Genomic DNA, 17042 nt, shown 5'->3' with positions numbered 1-17042 from the left:
ACCGTGGCGTCAGCCGCGGATGAGCGCGAGCACCTCGTCGCGGATGGCCGTCATGGTCGCCACGTCGCCGCCCTCGACGTTGAGACGCAGGAGCGGCTCGGTGTTCGACGGGCGCACGTTGAACCACCAGAACGGCTCGCTCTCGGGCGTGATGCCGTCGACCGTGAGACCGTCGAGCTCGTCGAACTCGGCCCGGCCCGTGAACGCCTCGACGATGCGGGTGTAGGCGGCCGGGACGTCGTCGACGGTGGAGTTGATCTCGCCCGAGAGGGCGTACGGCATGTAGCGCGCACCCAGCTGGGAGAGCGGCGCGTCCTGCGATCCGAACTCGGCGAGCACGTGCATCGCCGCGAGCATGCCGTTGTCGGCGCCCCAGAAGTCGCGGAAGTAGTAGTGCGCGGAGTGCTCGCCGCCGAACACGGCGCCGGTCTCCTTCATGCGGTCCTTGATGAGCGAGTGGCCGACGCGCGTGCGGACGGCCGTGGCCCCCGCCTCCTCGATGGCCTCGGGCACGAACCGCGACGTGATGAGGTTGTGCAGCACCGTGATGTCGTCTTCGCCGGCCGCGCGGACGCGGGCGATCTCCCGCAGGGCCACGATCGCGGCGACGGCCGACGGCCCGACGGCTCCGCCCTGCTCGTCGACGACGAAGCAGCGATCGGCGTCGCCGTCGAACGCGAGTCCGAGGTCGGCGCCGTGCTCGACGACCGCCCGCTGCAGGTCGACGAGGTTCGCGGGCTCGAGCGGGTTGGCCTCGTGGTTGGGGAACGTGCCGTCGAGCTCGAAGTAGAGCGGGACGATCTCGAGCGGGAGCGCCGGGAGCCCTGCCGCCTCGCCGAGGACTGCGGGCACCGTGAGTCCGCCCATGCCGTTGCCCGCGTCGACGACGACCTTCAGGGGGCGGATGCCCGTGAGGTCGACGAGCGAGCGGAGGTAGGCGGCGTAGTCCGCGAGCACGTCGACCTGCTCGATCGAGCCGGGCGTCGCGGCATCCGTGATGCCCTCGTCGAGGTAGTCGCCGGCGCGGTCGCGGATGGCGGCGAGCCCTGTGTCGAGGGAGATGCCCTGTGCGCCGGCGCGCGAGAACTTGATGCCGTTGTACGCGGCGGGGTTGTGGCTGGCCGTGAACATGGCGGCGGGCGCGTTCATGGAGCCGGAGGCGAAGTAGGTCTCGTCGGTGGAGCACAGCCCGAGGGCGACGACGTCAGCCCCGCGTCGCGTCGCGCCGCGGGCGAACGCCGCCGCGAACCCCGGCGACGAGTCGCGCATGTCGTGGCCGACGACGATGCGGCCCCCGGCGGCCCCGACCTCGTCGACGAAGCCGGCACCGAGCGCCTCGACGCTCTGCTCCGTGAGGCCTTCGCCCACGATGCCGCGGACGTCGTAGGCCTTGACGATGGCTTCGAGGCGCGCTCGAGCGTCGGATGGTGCTGCCGGGTTCATGCCTTGAAACCTACCTCACCGAGTGACACGTGCCGCACGACCTGCCAGCCCACCGGGGCCGACGTGCGCTCGGCGTGCCGGCGGCACAGGTCGTAGCCGTGCGGCTCGGGCGCGAAGGCCAGCGGGCCGAGCACCGCCATGGAGTCGGCGTAGTCGAACGTCAGCGTCGCGACCGCCTCGGCGGCGCATGCGGTGCGCGAACAACGTCTCATGGCTCCACCAGAGTAGCGAGCCGCGCGGACATTACGATGGAGGTATGCCCCGTTCCCGTCGTGTCGCCACGCCTCGCTCCCCCAGGCGGCTCGCCCGGGATCGACACGGCCGCGGCATGCGCTCGGCCGTCACCGGACCGCACTTGGAGCCCATCCGCACGCGGCTCGACGAGTTCGACTTCACGATCGCGACGACGGCCGCGTACCTGCGGGGCCTCTGGCCCGAACTCGAGGGCGTCGTCTTCGAGGTGGCGCAGGGCCCGGCCGAGGCGATCCACGGCGATCACGTCGACCGGTGGAAGGTCGCGCACGACGAACGGCGCATCACCTTCTACCGGTTGCCGATCGTGCGGTTCCTGCGCCTGCAGGAGGGCGAGGACCGCGAGGAGAAGCTCCTCATCGAGAGCTGCGTCTTCCGCGCGGTCGCCGAACTGCTCGACAAGGACCCGTGGGAGCTCGCGCCTGGCCGGTACCGCCACCTCTGAGCGGGGCGGGCCGGTCGGCTCACTGCGGGTAGACCTCCAGTGGTGAGTCCAGCGGTCCGGGCGGCTGCACGCCGAACGAGGCCAGCTCGTCGTCGCCCGAGAAGGCGACCGTGGCATGCAGGCCGGAGCTGCCGTCGAGCACCGCAGCGGTCGCCCCGTCGAGCGGCACGGATGCCCCGCCCGCACCGGGTACCGACACGGTGCGCTCGGCGCCGTCGAGGGTGACGGTCACGTCCACCGACTCGGCTTCGGGATTCACCAGCCAGAGCGTGGGCGACGGCCCGTCGGGCACCGCGACCACTGCGGAGTCGAGGAGCGGCGCCGTCGCGACGGTCCAGGCGAGGTCGGAGGGCGCAGCGGCATCCGTCTGGCCCTGGGTGCCGCCGACGGTCGCCCTGGCCGCCGCGACGACCGGGGCGTCGGACTCCACGCGCACGGTGTACACGCCCTGGTCGAGCACGCCGAGCGGCACGTCGAGCACGCGCCCGGCCTCCATCGTGGCCTCGATCGTCGTGCCGCCCGAACCCGACTCCGGGACGAGCGCGATCGAGACCTCGGCCGCCTCGCCGCCCGGCGCGTACAGCCGCACCGCCGGATGATCGTCGCCGTCGGCATGGTCCTCGGATGCCTCGACGCCGCCGGTCTGCGGCACCACGAACCCGGGGATCACCTGGCTGGTCGCGGGCGCCGCCGTCGGACCGGTGAGCTCGAGGCCCGCCGGAGCCAGTCCGACCACGACGGAGTGCTCGAGGCTCGCGGCGATCGCTCCCCCGGCGCTCGTGACGTGCACGACGGGCGAGGCCACGTTGGGGGCGAGTCCGGCGAGCGAGAGCACGCGCTGGCTGCTCGCCAGCACGATCACGCCGAGCGCGGAGGGCGCCTCGACCGGGCCCGTCTCCCCGAACACGCGCACGTCGACCGTGGCGGCGACGGCGGTCGGATTCGACAGCAGCACGAGGCCGCTCCGGCCGAGCGTCGTGGCGCCGGCGACCAGCCAGGCGTCCGAGACGGCCTCGCCGCATGCGGTGGCCGCGAAGCCGCCCGCGGTCTCGGTTGCGACCGCCTGCGACTGGGCACCCGCCAGCATGCCGGCATCCACGGTGCCCGGCTCGGCCGCGATCGCGACGGGCGTCCCGTCGTCGGCCGCGAAGGGATTCTCGGGCGCCGCGAGGGGCGTCTCCTCGAGCACGGCGTCGGACGGCTCTGCTGCGGTCACGATGTCGGCCGAGCCGATCGACGAGGCGGTGGTCGCGGCCGCGGCATCCTCGCCGAGCGCGAGGAGCGGGCCGGGACAGACGCGCTGCTGACGACTCTCCGCCGGCTGGACGAGCACGGCCGGGGGGGCGATGCGATGGTCGGGCCACGGAAGGAGCGCTGCAGCGCCGACGGCACCGACGGCGAGCGCGGCCGCTCCGAGGAAGGCGAGCGCGCGTCCTCCGAGGTTCAGGGCCTGCTTGCGGTCAAGACGCATCGTCGGCTCCTCGAGGGGTGCGGTCGGTATCCGTCGGCGCGCCGGATGCATCGGCGAGATCGGGAGACATCACGTCAGGCGCTCGTCCTTCGACGTCGTCGACCCCGACCCCGTCATCCGCCTCGCGTTCGAACTGCTGATCTGCGGCTGCCTGGTCGGGGGCTGCCGCATCGGCGGCCGCCTCGTCGGCGGGCGCCTCGTCGGCGGGCGCCTCGTCCGTTGCCACGGCGGTCGCCGCAGCGCCGGACTTCGGGGGTCGGCGCCGGGCCGGACGACGACGCACCGGCCGCCGATCCGCCTCGCGACCGGCACCCGTCGGGATGGAGAGCAGGAGGGTGCCGCCGATGACGATGAGCTGCACCGCGGTGATGAGGCCGGCCGGCCAGCCCCCCGCGTCAGCCGGGATGCGCGCCGCCGCGGCATCCGCCTCGGCCCCCGCGAATCGCCACAGCGTGCCGTACTCCGTCTCGCCGACGGGGACGAGCGCGGCGTTCGCGTCGAGTGCGACGCGCGCCCGGGTCTCCGTCTGGATCGCCTCGCGGCCGTCGCCTGGAGCCGGGGCCAGCAGCACGAAGGAGGCGCCGAACTCGCGCATCGCCGCTTCGGGATCGGAGCCGCTGCGGGAGGCGAGGTTGCCCGCGACCTCGGCGAGCTGCTCCTGGTCGGCGGTCGGGTCCGTCCTGGTCTGCGCGAGGGTCGACTGGTCATCGAGGGTGGGGCCGATGCCCCGTTCCAGCGTGGAGCGCATGCCGCCGTCGGCCTGCGGCTGCATGAGCAGCGTCGTCACCCTGGGATCGTTCTCGGCCTGGGCCACGACGTACGCCGGCAGGGCTCGCTCGGTCGCGGGCGCGAGCGGCACGACGTCGACGGCGATCGCGTACGAGAGCGGCAGCACCGCCGCGAGGCTGAACGCGGCCACCACCCATCCGACGGCGCCGGCACCTCGCCGGAGGGCGTCGAGCGCCGCGATCGCCGCGAGCACGAGGCCGAGCCATGCGAGGCTCATGCCGGCTCCCGCCCACACCGGAACCGACTCGGCACCGACGGCCGCCACCGACAGGTGCGACGCCGCGACGGCCGTCGCGTAGCCGAGCAGCACCGTGCCGAGCGCGAGCACCCCGCGACGCCATCCGGGGGCGAAGACCGAGCAGAGCGCGGCGATCACGAGCGGCGCGACGAGCGCGCCCGCGACCATCCACGGTTCGAGCGACGTGAACGACTCGACGAGCTCGCCCCACCCGCCCCATCCCCCGGCGGGCCACCCGAGTGCGAGCTGCCCGGCGGTCGGGATCGATCCATCGACGGGCGGGCCGGGATCGGCGACCAGACCGAACGCCGTGCCGAGGCGCACCTGCTCGACGATCAGGGGCAGGGCGAGCGCCAGCGCCGGGATGGGAAGTCCGACCAGGCGCACGGCGGCACGGCCGCTGACGGCGAGGACGACGATCCATCCGACGACGAGTGCGGGTGCGAGGCTGGGGGCGGCCGCGATGACGGCCGCGAAGAGCAACGAGGCCGTCGCCGCCGCGGCCCACGAGGTGGCGGCGCCGAAGACGGCGAACGCGAGCCAGCCGAGCAGGACGTGGGCGAGCACCGGCCCCGGTCGTCCGTCCGCCAGCGCCGACAGGAACGGCGGTGCGGCGGCCCAGGCGAGCGCCGCGACCGCGCGGAGCGACCCGCGCTCGGTGAGTCGTGAGGCGGCGAACCACGCGCCGATCGCCGCTGCGGGGAGCGCGACGAGCCACAGCAGCACCATGGCGAACGACGGCGACCAGAACGTCAGGGTCCCGAGCACGGCGAGCGCACCGTTGAACGGATCCGCCGCCCCCACGAAGCCGGTGTTGACGTCGCGCCACCCGTAGGCGGCGTTCTGCCACAGGCCGGACACGCCCGACAGGGGCAGCAGCCCGCCGCCGCCCACGCCGCCCGAGCCGATGAGCCACGAGAAGAGGCCGACGGATGCCGCAGCCGTCGCGAGCAGCACCCATCCACCCCCCGTGCCGATGAACTGGAGCTCCTGAGAGCGACCCCTGGCGCGATTGCGGCGCTCCTCGGTGGCCGCCTGACGGCGTCGGCGGAGCTCGTCGGGCTGCATGCGCAGCGGTGCGATCGCCGACCACTTGGCGCTTCGCGAGGACTTGAGCACCCGGCGCGCGCGGGACACGCGCATGCCGGAGAACATGGTGGCGATCGCGGCGCCGAACTCGCCGGGGATCGCGCCCGGCTGCTTGACGAGGAGCAGCCGCACGGAACGGAGGAGCGCCAGGGGCAGGAAGGTCAGCCAGTGCAGGGGCACCGCCGGCGCCGGCGCGTACACGAGTCGTCGATGCAGCTGGGCGGCTCGGGCGATGCGGGTGTTCCGTCGCCGGGTTCGCGCTCGCCCGTCGAGCGGCAGACCGGCGACGCCGGAGCCGCCGAAGCGCACCCTCGCGGCCGGGACGGCGGCGACCCGGTGGCCGGACAGCCGCGCGCGCACGCCGAGGTCGAGCGCATCGTCGGCCGATGGCAGCGCCGGGTCGAATCCGCTGAGCGCCTGCCAGACCGTGTGCCGCACGAGGAGGCCGGCGGGATCGAGCCCGAGCACGTCGCTCAGCCCATCGTGCTGGCCCTGGTCGAGTTCGTCGGCGACGATGGGCACGCTCCGGCCCAGCTGGGTGATCGTCCGGCCGAGCGACGTGATGCGATCGGGTTCGTCCCAGCCCATCAGCTTCGGGCCGGCGAGGGCGACGGACTTGCCCGTCTCGAGCGTCGCGACGAGTGCCGCCAGCGCTTCGGGCTCGGGCGCGGCGTCGTCGGGAAGCAGCCAGAGCGCATCGGCATCGGAGGTGGGGGTCTCGAGCACCCGCTCGCCCGCCCGGATCGCCTCGCCGAACGAGAGCGGCTCCTGGAGCTCGACCACATGCGACGCGCCCGCCGCCGCGGCCTGCGCTCGCGCCTCCGCACCGGCCTGGGACAGGACGACGACGAGGGAGTCGGGTGTGCGCGCCTGGGCGCGGATCGCGTCAAGGGTCTGCGCGAGGCGGTCGCCGCCGTGACGAACGACGAGGACGGCGGTGACTCTGGGGAACATCGGGGACAGCCTAGGCGGCGCCTGCCGCGGCATCCGCAACCGAGGCGGGCGTGCCACGAATCGCCGCCCCATGCCGAGCCGCGCGGATCAGGCCGTCCGGTCGCGTGGTCGCCCCGGTCCGATGCGACGTCAGCGTCGCATCGGACCCGGGCTCAGACCGCGCGCTTGCGGAGCTTGCGGCGCTCGCGCTCGGAGAGCCCGCCCCAGATGCCGAACCGCTCATCGTTCGACAGGGCGTACTCGAGGCACTCCCCGCGCACTTCGCAGCCGGTGCAGATCTTCTTCGCGTCGCGTGTGGAGCCGCCCTTCTCAGGGAAGAACGCCTCCGGATCGGTTTGCGCACACAGTGCGTCGCTCTGCCATGCCAGCGGATTGTCGTCGCCAGTGCCCTGCCGAACCCCCGGCACGCCCAGCCTCACCGGATCGACGAACCAATCGTCAGGTACTCCAGAACGATATTCAGGATTGCCCATATCGTCTCCCACCCAGTTGTACCGACCACCCAGAGGGTGTGTCTTGACCAATTACACCGGTGTAATTCGCGTGAGTCAAGTCGCGGATCGTAAACCCTCAACCGGCCGTCGAGGCTTCAACCCGCGCGCGACACGCCGAGGCCGTTCCGGAGACGTTATCTTGGCGGCTGCACTTCAGGGTCGAGCGCCCGTGGCCGCCGGCCGCGGCGGGTCACTCGTCGGGATCAGGCGTCGGATGCCGCGCGGCGGGCCTCCCACGCGCTCTCGACCATCTGGGTGAGCGAATGCCGCATCCGCCAGTCGAGGTCGCGGGCCGCGAGGTCGCCCGAGGCCACGATCCGAGCGGGGTCGCCTTCGCGCCGCGGGGCGATCTCGGGCGTGAAGTCGATGCCGGTGACCTCGGCGACGGCCCGCATGATCTCGCCGACGGACACGCCGTCGCCCGAGCCGAGGTTGTACACCTGCTCGATCGGCTCGCCGGCGTCGAGCCGCTTGGCGGCGACGACGTGGGCGGCCGCGAGGTCCGCCACGTGGATGTAGTCGCGCACGCAGGTGCCGTCGGGCGTCGGGTAGTCGTCGCCGTTGATGCGGGGCGTTCGCCCGTCGAGCAGCGCGTCGAACACGAGGGGGAAGAGATTGTGGGGGCTCGCGTCGAAGACCTCGGACGTGCCGGAGCCGACCACGTTGAAGTAGCGCAGGCTCGTGTGCGCGAGCCCGGTCGCGCGGGCCTGGTCGGCCAGGAGCCATTCGCCGATGAGCTTGGATTCGCCGTAGGGCGACTCGGGACGCTTCGGGGTGTCCTCGGTGACGAGGTCGACGTCGGGCGTGCCGTAGACGGCGGCGCTCGAGGAGAAGACGATCTTCTCGACCGCGCTGGCCTCCATCGCCGCGAGGAGGGTCGCGGTGCCGGTGACGTTCTGCTGGTACGTGTGCAGGGGCCGCTTCACGGAGACGCCCGCGTACTTGAATCCGGCGAGGTGCACCACGCCCCGCACGTCGTAGCGCTTCATCGTGGCCTCGAGCTGCGGTCCGTCGAGGATCGTGCCGTGCACGAACGCCGCGCCCTGCGGGAGGAATCCGTGCCGGCCCGACGAGAGGTCGTCCACCACGACCGTGTCGATGCCCTGCTCGGCGAACGCCCGAACGACGTGCGCGCCGATGTATCCGGCGCCTCCGGTGACCAGCCAGCTCATGTTCCCGCCTCCCGCGTGCGGGAGGTCCGCGCGCTCCCACGATCGTAACGGGGCGGGCGGCGTCGAGCCGAGGCGGGTCGCGCTGCGCGGGCCAGGAGCGGCCGGCGCAGCGCGCGCCCAGCGGTCAGACGGTGCGGGTGGGCAGGTTCTCGGCGTGGCGGGTGCGGTTGCGGATCTCGGGACGCCCGTAGCCGTCGCCCTCGAGGCGGAGCACGGTGGCGAGCACGCCCCAGACGGCGAGGCCCGCGATGATGAGGAACACGAGAGTGGTCATGGCAGAAAATGTACTCCTTGCGACATCCTGCCGATAGTGGCAGAGTGGCCACACAACGACTTTTTCCTGCCAACCGGAGGACCACGTGCTCAAGACCATCGCCTGCATCGCGCTCCCCCAGATGGCGCCGTTCGAGTTCGGGGTGATCTGCGAGGTCTTCGGCATCGATCGCCGGGAACACGGGGGGCCGATCTTCGACTTCCACGTCGTGGCCGCCGACCCCGGCCCCATCACGACCAAGCTCGGCTTCGACGTCGTCGTGAAGGAGGGCCTCGACTTCGCGTACGAGGCCGACCTCGTCGCCGTGCCCGCGTCCCTGGTCGGCTCGCCGGCCGACGAGCGCGTGCTCGACGTCATCCGCGACGCCGTCGATCGCGGAGCCTGGGTGCTCTCGGTCTGCTCGGGTGCGTTCACGCTCGGCTACGCCGGCGTGCTCGACGGGCGCCGGGCCACCACGCACTGGATGTACACCGACAAGATGGCCGAGCTCTTCCCGCAGACCGAGGTCGACCCCGACGTGCTCTTCGTGCAGGACGGCAAGGTGGTCACGGGTGCCGGCACCGCCGCGGGCATCGACGCCGCCCTGCACATCGTGCGCACGGAGCTCGGGGCGAGCGCCGCGAACGTTGTCGCCCGCCGCATGGTGGTCCCCCCGCAGCGCGACGGCGGCCAGTCGCAGTTCATCCAGACCCCGGTGCCCGAGTGCCACAGCGACTCGTTCGCGAAGGTCACCGAGTGGATGCTCGAGCACCTCGACCACGAGCTCACCGTCGACCTGCTGGCGCGCAAGGCATTGATGTCGCCCCGCACCTTCGCCCGCCGCTTCCGCGCGGAGACCGGCACGACGCCGAACGCCTGGCTCAACCGCCAGCGCCTCCTCCGGGCCCAGCAACTGCTCGAGGAGACCTCGCTCACCCTCGAGGAGATCGCCCGCGAGACCGGCTTCGGCGCAGCCGCGGTGATGCGGCACCACTTCCTGAAGGTGCTGCAGACCACGCCGACGCAGTACCGGCGGCTCTTCGGGGTGCGCGAGGCGAGCGACCGCGAGGTGGCCGCCGCCAGCTGACGAGGGCGCACGGCACGCCGTCGCTCAGGCGGCGTCGGCCGGTCGCCATCGAGCAGCCGGCGTCGGCCGGCCGCCATCGATCAGCCGGCGGATGCCTCGGGCGCGCCGGTCGTCGCCACCCAGGCGATCCCGTCGCCGGTGATCTCCACCGCGCCCTCGTCGGGCGTGACGTAGGCCGCCTCGCCACGGGCGAGCCGTGACTCCCCCAGCCGCCCCCGGAGACGGAGCGAACCGCCTTCGGCCAGCACGATCGCCGGACCGTCGAGCGGAACGCGCGCGGCATCCGATGCCTGGTCGCCGGCGCCTGCGTCGAGCGCCGCAGTGCCCGAGGTCGACGCCGGTTCAGCCCGGTAGAGCACGAAGTCGGGGACGTCGGGACGGAACGCGACGACGCCCGGCGCGACCGGCTCGGGCTCGAGGCGCGGCGGGGCGATCGGGGTGAAGTCGAGCACCTCGAGCAGCTCGGTCACGTCGATGTGCTTCGGCGTGAGGCCGCCGCGCAGCACGTTGTCGCTCGCGGCCATGAGCTCGATGCCGAGGCCAGCGAGGTACGCGTGGATGTTGCCCGCTGCGAGGTACAACGACTCACCCCGACGGAGCCGCACGCGGTTGAGCAGCAGCGAGATGACGATGCCGGGGTCGCCCGGGTACACCTCGGCGAGGGTGCCGACGGTCTCGAACGAGAGTGCGTACGGCGACCGGCGGGCGGGGTCGGATGCCGCGAGCGCCGTCACCCGCTCGGTGACCCACGCGGCCTCCCCCGTGTCGCCGCCGCGTCCGTCGCGGAGCAGCCACTCGACGGTGTCGCGGAGCGGCTCCTCCGAACCCAGGTGCGCGGCGAGCAGGTCGAGTGCGCCCGGATCGGGCGCGGCGTCCGCGGCATCCGCCGCCCGGAGCGTCTGCAGGATCCCGGCCACCTCGTCGAGCGGACGGAACCCCGAGAGCGCGTCGAACGTCTCGCTCACCGCGACGATGAGCTCGGGCTTGTGGAACTCGTCGCGGTAATTGCGGTCGTAGGCCGAGACCGGCACGCCGTCGGCCTCCTCGCGCGCGAAGCCCGCGCGGGCCTGCTCGGGCGTCGGGTGGGCCTGCAGCGACAGCGGCTCCGCCGCGGCGAGCAGCTTCAGGAGGAAGGGCAGTCGCGCGCCGTGCCGGGCGAGCCGGGCACCGAGGGCCTGCTCGGGTGCGGCGGCGATCCACTCGGCGAGGTCGGCGTGGCCCACGGATGCCTCGTCCACGACGACCGCCGGCGAGCCCGCGTGCGCGCCCAGCCAGAGCTCCGCCTCGGGCGCGCCCGACGGGGCCACGCCCCGGAACTCGGCGATCGCGCTCGTCGACCCCCAGGCGTAGTCGCGCGGAGTGTTGGCGATCGTCACAAACATGCTCGGTGGTCCCTTCGCGGAGTTTGGGTCCAAACTACCAACGGCTTCGGGCGCCGCCGGCCCGGTCCTAGGCTCGACGGGCCACCCACGACGCATTGTGCATTGGAGCAGTCATGACGTTCGAGCCGCTCGCGAGCGACTTCTACTCGTACGAGTCCCTTCTCAGTGACCAGGAGAAGGAGGCGATCGCCAGGCTCCGAGCCTGGCTCGATTCCGACGTGCGACCGATCGTCGCGGACTACTGGGACCGCGCCGAGTTCCCCATGCAGGTCGTGAAGCCACTCGCCGAGCTCGGCGCGTTCTCCTTCAGCTGGGAGGAGACCCGGCCCTTCGAGAACTCCGCGGTCTTCCGCGGCTTCGTCGCGATGGAGCTCGCCCGCGTCGACCCGTCGGTCGCGACCTTCGCGGGTGTGCAGAACGGCCTCGCCACCGGCTCGATCAGCGTGTGCGGCTCCCCCGAGCAGCGCGCGGAGTGGATCCCGAAGCTCGCGAGCGGCGAGATCATCGGCGCGTTCGGGCTCACCGAGCCGCTCTCGGGCTCCGACTCCGCCCAGGGCCTCCGCACGACCGCGACGCGCGACGGCGACTCGTGGGTCCTCAACGGATCGAAGCGCTGGATCGGCAACGCCACCTTCTCCGACATCACCGTGATCTGGGCGAAGGACGTCGAGGACGGGCAGGTCAAGGGCTTCATCGTTCCCACCGACACCACCGGCTACACCGCGACGAAGATCGAGGGCAAGGTCAGCCTCCGCGCCGTGCAGAACGCGGACATCACGCTCGACCACGTCGTGGTGCCCGAGTCGCTCCGCCTGCAGAACGCCAACTCCTTCCGCGACACCGCGAAGGTGCTCCGGCTCACCCGCGCCGAAGTGGCCTGGGCCGCCGTCGGCACGGCGGTCGGCGCCTACGAGGCCGCCGTGAAGTACGCGGGCGAGCGGGTGCAGTTCGGCAGGACCATCGGCTCCCACCAGCTCATCCAGGACCTCCTCGTGAAGTGCCTCGGCAACATCACGGCGTCGCTCGGCATGGTCGTGCGCGTCTCGGAGATGCTGGACCGCGGCGAGCAGCGCGACGAGCACTCGGCGCTCGCGAAGGCGTATACGACGGCGCGCATGCGCGAGACGGTCGCCTGGGCCCGTGAGGCCGTGGGCGGCAACGGCATCGTGCTCGAGTACGACGTCGCCCGCTTCTTCGCCGACGCCGAGGCGCTCTACTCCTACGAGGGCACCCGCGAGATGAACACCCTCATCGTCGGCCGCGCGATCACGGGCACGGCCGCGTTCGTCTGATCCGCGATGCCGCGATGACGGATGCCGCGAGCCCGCGTTCGGCTCGCGGCATCCGTCATCTGCTCGCAATGCCCCGCGCGATAGCCTTGGACCCATGACCACCGGCCGACGTCGCACCCTCATCGGCGCGTACGCGACGTTCGCCCTCTTCACGGTGCTCGCCGGCCAGTTCTGGCGCAACCTGCTCGGCTGGTGGGGCTTCGCCGCGGTCGCGCTCGTGGTCATCGGCGGCGCGATCGCCCTCCTCGTCGGCGAGCGCCCGAGCTGGCGCTGGCGGCGCGTGCCGAAGTCGACCATCGCGTTCCTCCTCATCGCGGTGCTGTCGATCGCGTGGTCGTACTACCCGGGCGCCAGCGCGCTCGGCGTCACGATCACCCTCGTGACCACGCTGGTGGCCGTCGCCCTGGTGCTCTGCCTCACCTGGGACCGCTTCGTCCGGGCACTCGGGGGCGCCATCAAGTGGGTCCTCGGGCTGTCGATCGTGTTCGAGCTCTGGGTCGCGATCTTCGTGCGCGAGCCCGTGCTGCCGAACTTCCCCGACTTCGACCCCGACGCGGGCAAGCTGCCCATGGCCTTCTACTGGTCGCGTGGACTGCTGTTCGACGGCGGTCCCATCGAAGGCATCGTCGCGAGTCGCAACATCCTCGGCATGGTCGCGCTGCTCGGGCTGATCGTGTTCGGCGCCCTGCTGGCCGCAGGCAGCATCCGGCGGGCGCAGGGCATCGGGTGGCTGGTCGTGTCGGGGGGCGTCCTGCTCCTCACCCGCTCGGCGACGGTCATCCTCGTGGCCGTCCTCGTGCTCGCGGCGCTCGGTTTCGCTGTGTGGGCTCGGCGGGTGGGACCCGATCGTCGCAGAGGGGTGTACTGGGCCGCGGCCGGCGCGCTCGTGGCATCCGTCGGCCTGCTCGTGGTCTTCTGGAACGCGCTGCTCGAGCTGTTCGGCAAGAGCGAGGACCTCACCGGCCGCTTCGACATCTGGAACGCCGTGATCGGCCTGGCCGCCCAGCGCCCATGGTTCGGCTGGGGCTGGGTCGGCTACTGGGTGCCGTGGGTCGAGCCGTTCGACGGGCTGGCGGTGCGCAACGGCGTCGAGTACCTGCAGGCGCACAACGCCTGGCTCGACGTGTGGCTGCAGCTCGGCATCGTCGGGGTCATCGCCTTCGCCTCGATCGTGATCGGTGCACTGTGGCGTTCGTGGTTCCTTGCGGTGGATCGACCGCGCGACGAGACCGGACGACTCCTCCCCCACACCGCGGCGTCCTTCGTGCCCGTCCTCCTGCTCGTCGCGCTCATCGGCCAGAGCCTCGCGGAGAGCCGGCTCCTCATCGAGGGCGGCTGGGTGCTCCTCATCGCGATCGCCTGGTCGACGAAGCAGCGCCAGTGGGACCCCGAGCCGATCCCCGCCGCTCCCCCGCCCGTCCGCGCCTCCCGGATGCCGCCGCCCGAGGTGGCTCGATGACGGATGCCGCCGGCGGTGCGCATCTCGCGCGCGCCCTGCGGGAGTTCGCCGGTTCCGCCAGGTTCGCCCAGGCCCTCACCCTGCTCGTCGTCGGCTTCGCCTTCACCACGCACGCCGTGCGCAGTCTCATCGGCTGGCCGGGTCTCCTCGCCGCGCTCGGCGGCCTGCTCGCGCTCTGCGCCCTGTCGCTCGTCGCCCGCTGGCGCGCCGTCGAGTGGTACGGCATCCTCCCGATCACGATCCTCGTGTTCGTCGGGTGGTGTGCGGCATCCGTGCTCTGGAGCGGGCCCGGCGCCAATGCCCCGGCGGCGACGGCGCTGCGCGTGGCCTACCTCATCGCCTTCGCCTTCCTCGGGGTGTACGTGGCGCTCATGCGCGACACCATCCAGATCGTGCGGGCGTTCGGCGATGTCATGCGGATGCTCCTCGCCGTGTCGATCGGGTTGGAGGTGCTGTCCGGCATCCTGCTCGACGTGCCCATCCGCATCCTCGGGATCCAGGGCGACCTCGCCCGCCTCGGGCCGATCCAGGGCCTCTTCGGATCGCGGAACCTGCTCGGCTTCGTCGCACTCATCGCGCTGCTCACCTTCGTCGTCGAATGGCGCACGAAGATCATCACGCGAGGCAAGGCCGTCGCCTCGATCCTGCTCGCCGCCTTCTGCATCGTGTTCGCCGGGTCTCCGACCACGTGGATCGCGCTCGGGGCGGCCGGCGTCGCGACCGCGGCGCTCTACGGGCTGCGGCGCGCTGCCCCCGCGACGCGCTGGCGCTGGCAGATCGCCCTGCTCGTTGCCGGGATCGCGGCGCTCGTCACGGCGTGGATTCTCAGGATCCGGATCATCGAGCTGCTCGACGCTCGGGCCGAGTTCGACGTGCGGCTCGACGTCTGGCGCGAGCTCTCCCGCTACCTCAGCCTCAACCCGCTGCAGGGATGGGGGTGGGTCGGCTCCTGGAGGGAGACCGCACCGTACTCGTGGATCGAGCTCGCGACCGGCCGCCCGCACGGATCGGCGCTCAGCGCCTACGTCGACGTGTACTTCCAGGTCGGCGTGATCGGGCTGCTGCTGTTCGTCGGACTGGTCGGGGTGGCCCTCGTGCGCGCGTGGCTGCTGGCCTCGACCCGACGGAGCGTCGTGTACGTGTGGCCCGCGCTCATGCTCGTCGTCATCGCGGTGACGAGCTTCGCCGAGAGCTTCGCCCTCGGCGAGGGCGGGTGGCTGCTCCTCGTCGTCTGCGCAGTGAAGGCCGCTCGCGACATGAGCTGGCGCGACGCGCTCGCGGCGGGGCGGCCGCCGGCGCCGACGGTGGAGCGGCTCGGCTGAGTTGCCGCGCCCGAGGGCTCACGGGTCGCGGTGGTGCAAGGAGATCAGGGCTTCTCCGCGAGGAAGACGAACTCGTTGTACGTGAAGGCCGTGCCGGCGAGCCGAGGCAGCGGGAACGAGAAGGAGCGCAACTCGTGCAGGCCGGTTGCCGCCGCGATCGACCGGAGCCCGTCGAAGTCGACGAAGTGCACGTGGGTCGTGTCTGAGGTGTACCCACGCTCCTGGGGCGTGATGAAGCACACTTCACCGCCGTGCTTCAGGTACGGCAGGTACTCCGTGACGAGCCGGACATCGGCATCCCAGTCCATGTGCTCCATGACGTGTGCGAACAGCAGCGAGTCGAAGCTCTCGTGAGCGGCTCGACCCGAATCCCTGAATTCGTCGACGGTGTAGGCCTCAAGGCCCCGCTCGCGAGCGATCGCGATGGAGTCGGCGTTGTGGTCCACTCCGACGCCATTGCCATCGAGGTGCGCGAGGTTGCGGCCCAGCCCGCACCCGACGTCGAGCACTCGACCGAGACGGAGGCGACGGATGTTCCAGCGGTAGGGCGCCTGCACGTTGAGCACGCGGCGCCAGCGGGCGTCCTCGAGCGAGCGGAGGCGCTCAGCGTACTCACGGCCGGCCGTCGGAGCGTTGTCAGCCGACGCGTCGCCCTCGTCCGCAGGCATGGGCACCCCCCTCCGCCACCACGCTAGCAAGCTAAGGCGCCCGCGTGCCCGCCGTCGCGAAAGCCACCGCTCCGCGTGGCAGTCACCTCAGACGGGCTGCACGAGGTCGCGCAACACATCCTGCCCCCCGAGGCCACAGGACCCGTAGCGACCCGTCCGCCATTCTCGAAGGACACCCGGGACGCGAGCGAGACGAGCGGGAGGCAGCGCGGTGCGGACCTTCTCATGCTCCAGCTTGTCGGCCGCATGGTCGATTCGCGGTGGATCGGGCTCCGGCCGGAATGACCCGATCCGCTCGGCCAGACGGGCCGCACGGGCGAGGAGTCGTTCGTTCCGTCCAGTTCGCGGGGTTCGCAGGCGGGCGAGCCGTCCGGTCCCGGTGAGCACCGTCGCGCCGATCTGGTTGCTCCCGTGCTGCCGATAGTCGATGAGCGGTTGTTCGAGGAAATCGACCTCACCGGTCGCCGCTGCGACCACGGCGAGCCATTCGTCGTGGACCCACTCACGCGGAAACGGTGCCGCGCGGCCGACGAGGTCGCGACGCAGGACGACGGTCGCGCCCGTCACGATGTTGCGCCGCAACAGGACTTCGAACGCATGGCCGGCGTGCACCTCGGCTCGCTCCCACGCGGTGACGCCGAGCGTCTCGAAGAGGGTCATCCCCATGCGGTCGCCGGCGCCGGAGATCATGGAGGCGTCGGAGAACAGGAGGGACAGGTTCGGACGCGCTTCGAACGAGGTCGCCATCGTCTCGATCTTCCGAGGTCGCCACCGGTCGTCTTGGTCGGAGAGTGCCACGAGTTCGCCGGTGCACGCGGCGAGGGCCTGCTCGAAGTTCGCCGTCACGCCGAGTGGCTGCTCGTTGCGGAGCACCCGCAGCGCCAGAGGGGTCCGCCGACCCTCCGCCCTCCAATCGGCGACGGTGCGCTCGATCAGGGAGACCGTTCCGTCCGAGGACGCGTCGTCGGACACGACGATCTCCGAGACGGGTCTCGACTGCGTGAGGATGCTCGTCACCTGCTCACGCACGTACGCCGCTCCGTTGTGGGTGCACAGGGCAACCGAGATCCTCATCACCGCCCCGCCTTTCGCATTCGATCGGTGTCCACCGCGCAGTCAATGCTAGCCACGGCATGGATCACCGCCCGCCCGCCCTGCAGGTTCCGTCGGCCCGGACGTCCTCCGGTATCCTGTTCGCGCAGGCACGGACTCCGCGGTGATCACCCGGCGTG

The 17042-nt window shown here is 72.0% G+C and carries 15 protein-coding genes; 5 read left to right on the top strand and 10 right to left on the bottom strand.

Features of this window, described 5'->3' with window-relative positions; all coding sequences use genetic code 11:
- Positions 1–9 precede the first annotated feature (9 nt).
- Together AC1DZA_RS04455 and AC1DZA_RS04450 are read right to left on the bottom strand one after the other, a co-directional pair.
- A complete protein-coding gene (locus tag AC1DZA_RS04455) occupies positions 10–1443 on the bottom strand; it encodes a phosphomannomutase/phosphoglucomutase (protein ID WP_476771866.1) in 1434 nt (477 codons plus the stop codon).
- The gene (locus tag AC1DZA_RS04450) at positions 1440–1655 is read right to left on the bottom strand and encodes a DUF3499 family protein (protein ID WP_309973170.1); all 216 of its coding nucleotides are present in this window, start codon (positions 1653–1655) and stop codon (positions 1440–1442) included. Before AC1DZA_RS04450 ends, AC1DZA_RS04455 begins: the two co-directional genes overlap by 4 nt.
- 44 nt (positions 1656–1699) lie before the next feature.
- Here AC1DZA_RS04450 and AC1DZA_RS04445 point away from each other — a divergent pair, with 44 nt between their 5' ends.
- On the top strand, positions 1700–2140 hold the full coding sequence (locus AC1DZA_RS04445; protein WP_159605182.1) for a hypothetical protein: 441 nt from the start codon (positions 1700–1702) through the stop codon (positions 2138–2140).
- Positions 2141–2159: 19 nt separating this feature from the next.
- On the opposite strand, the gene AC1DZA_RS04440 is transcribed toward AC1DZA_RS04445, so the two are convergent.
- The 5 genes from AC1DZA_RS04440 to AC1DZA_RS04420 form a co-directional block, all read right to left on the bottom strand.
- Positions 2160–3611, bottom strand: a complete 1452-nt coding sequence (locus AC1DZA_RS04440; RefSeq protein WP_476771865.1) for a DUF5719 family protein — start codon at positions 3609–3611, stop codon at positions 2160–2162.
- Positions 3601–6681, bottom strand: coding sequence for a glycosyltransferase (locus AC1DZA_RS04435; protein ID WP_476771864.1), 3081 nt, complete (start codon positions 6679–6681; stop codon positions 3601–3603). Before AC1DZA_RS04435 ends, AC1DZA_RS04440 begins: the two co-directional genes overlap by 11 nt.
- Before the next feature lie 152 nt (positions 6682–6833).
- Positions 6834–7154: a WhiB family transcriptional regulator gene (locus tag AC1DZA_RS04430; protein WP_159606096.1), complete on the bottom strand. Its 321-nt coding sequence runs from the start codon at positions 7152–7154 to the stop codon at positions 6834–6836.
- Between the two features lie 224 nt (positions 7155–7378).
- Complete coding sequence (gene galE, locus AC1DZA_RS04425) at positions 7379–8347, bottom strand: UDP-glucose 4-epimerase GalE (protein WP_476771863.1); 969 nt, start codon at positions 8345–8347, stop codon at positions 7379–7381.
- 124 nt (positions 8348–8471) lie between these two features.
- Positions 8472–8621 carry a hypothetical protein gene (locus AC1DZA_RS04420; RefSeq protein ID WP_309973182.1) on the bottom strand — a complete coding sequence of 50 codons (150 nt, stop codon included), beginning with the start codon at positions 8619–8621 and terminating at the stop codon, positions 8472–8474.
- A gap of 85 nt (positions 8622–8706) precedes the next feature.
- Here AC1DZA_RS04420 and AC1DZA_RS04415 point away from each other — a divergent pair, with 85 nt between their 5' ends.
- On the top strand, positions 8707–9687 hold the full coding sequence (locus AC1DZA_RS04415; RefSeq protein WP_309973184.1) for a GlxA family transcriptional regulator: 981 nt from the start codon (positions 8707–8709) through the stop codon (positions 9685–9687).
- Positions 9688–9767: 80 nt separating this feature from the next.
- Here the strand turns inward: AC1DZA_RS04415 and manA are convergent, their stop codons facing one another.
- Positions 9768–11069 (bottom strand): mannose-6-phosphate isomerase, class I, encoded by a 1302-nt coding sequence (manA, locus tag AC1DZA_RS04410; protein WP_476771862.1) that lies wholly within the window; start codon positions 11067–11069, stop codon positions 9768–9770.
- Between the two features lie 113 nt (positions 11070–11182).
- Here manA and AC1DZA_RS04405 point away from each other — a divergent pair, with 113 nt between their 5' ends.
- The 3 genes from AC1DZA_RS04405 (at position 11183) to AC1DZA_RS04395 (ending at position 15142) form a co-directional block, all read left to right on the top strand.
- Positions 11183–12361: an acyl-CoA dehydrogenase family protein gene (locus tag AC1DZA_RS04405; protein WP_476771861.1), complete on the top strand. Its 1179-nt coding sequence runs from the start codon at positions 11183–11185 to the stop codon at positions 12359–12361.
- A gap of 94 nt (positions 12362–12455) precedes the next feature.
- Positions 12456–13820, top strand: coding sequence for an O-antigen ligase family protein (locus tag AC1DZA_RS04400; protein WP_476771860.1), 1365 nt, complete (start codon positions 12456–12458; stop codon positions 13818–13820).
- The gene (locus AC1DZA_RS04395; protein ID WP_476771859.1) at positions 13817–15142 is read left to right on the top strand and encodes an O-antigen ligase family protein; all 1326 of its coding nucleotides are present in this window, start codon (positions 13817–13819) and stop codon (positions 15140–15142) included. The genes AC1DZA_RS04400 and AC1DZA_RS04395 overlap by 4 nt, the downstream gene beginning before the upstream one ends.
- Positions 15143–15186: 44 nt before the next feature.
- Here AC1DZA_RS04395 and AC1DZA_RS04390 read toward each other — a convergent pair whose 3' ends face one another.
- Together AC1DZA_RS04390 and AC1DZA_RS04385 are read right to left on the bottom strand one after the other, a co-directional pair.
- Complete coding sequence (locus tag AC1DZA_RS04390) at positions 15187–15810, bottom strand: class I SAM-dependent methyltransferase (protein WP_476771858.1); 624 nt, start codon at positions 15808–15810, stop codon at positions 15187–15189.
- 87 nt (positions 15811–15897) lie between these two features.
- Positions 15898–16884, bottom strand: a complete 987-nt coding sequence (locus AC1DZA_RS04385) for a glycosyltransferase family 2 protein (RefSeq protein ID WP_476771857.1) — start codon at positions 16882–16884, stop codon at positions 15898–15900.
- Between the last annotated feature and the right edge of the window lie 158 nt (positions 16885–17042).

This window comes from Agromyces sp. P2_B3, assembly GCF_056404815.1.
This window is presented reverse-complemented; position numbering and strand designations above follow the sequence as displayed.

Coding starts and splice junctions, on each gene's coding strand:
- AC1DZA_RS04440 (WP_476771865.1), bottom strand. CDS start 3,611: ATGCGTCTTGACCGCAAGCAGGCCCTGAACCTCGGAGGACGCGCGCTC.
- AC1DZA_RS04395 (WP_476771859.1), top strand. CDS start 13,817: ATGACGGATGCCGCCGGCGGTGCGCATCTCGCGCGCGCCCTGCGGGAG.
- manA (WP_476771862.1), bottom strand. CDS start 11,069: ATGTTTGTGACGATCGCCAACACTCCGCGCGACTACGCCTGGGGGTCG.
- AC1DZA_RS04405 (WP_476771861.1), top strand. CDS start 11,183: ATGACGTTCGAGCCGCTCGCGAGCGACTTCTACTCGTACGAGTCCCTT.
- AC1DZA_RS04450 (WP_309973170.1), bottom strand. CDS start 1,655: ATGAGACGTTGTTCGCGCACCGCATGCGCCGCCGAGGCGGTCGCGACG.
- AC1DZA_RS04430 (WP_159606096.1), bottom strand. CDS start 7,154: ATGGGCAATCCTGAATATCGTTCTGGAGTACCTGACGATTGGTTCGTC.
- AC1DZA_RS04455 (WP_476771866.1), bottom strand. CDS start 1,443: ATGAACCCGGCAGCACCATCCGACGCTCGAGCGCGCCTCGAAGCCATC.
- AC1DZA_RS04420 (WP_309973182.1), bottom strand. CDS start 8,621: ATGACCACTCTCGTGTTCCTCATCATCGCGGGCCTCGCCGTCTGGGGC.
- AC1DZA_RS04400 (WP_476771860.1), top strand. CDS start 12,456: ATGACCACCGGCCGACGTCGCACCCTCATCGGCGCGTACGCGACGTTC.
- galE (WP_476771863.1), bottom strand. CDS start 8,347: ATGAGCTGGCTGGTCACCGGAGGCGCCGGATACATCGGCGCGCACGTC.
- AC1DZA_RS04445 (WP_159605182.1), top strand. CDS start 1,700: ATGCCCCGTTCCCGTCGTGTCGCCACGCCTCGCTCCCCCAGGCGGCTC.
- AC1DZA_RS04385 (WP_476771857.1), bottom strand. CDS start 16,884: ATGAGGATCTCGGTTGCCCTGTGCACCCACAACGGAGCGGCGTACGTG.
- AC1DZA_RS04435 (WP_476771864.1), bottom strand. CDS start 6,681: ATGTTCCCCAGAGTCACCGCCGTCCTCGTCGTTCGTCACGGCGGCGAC.
- AC1DZA_RS04390 (WP_476771858.1), bottom strand. CDS start 15,810: ATGCCTGCGGACGAGGGCGACGCGTCGGCTGACAACGCTCCGACGGCC.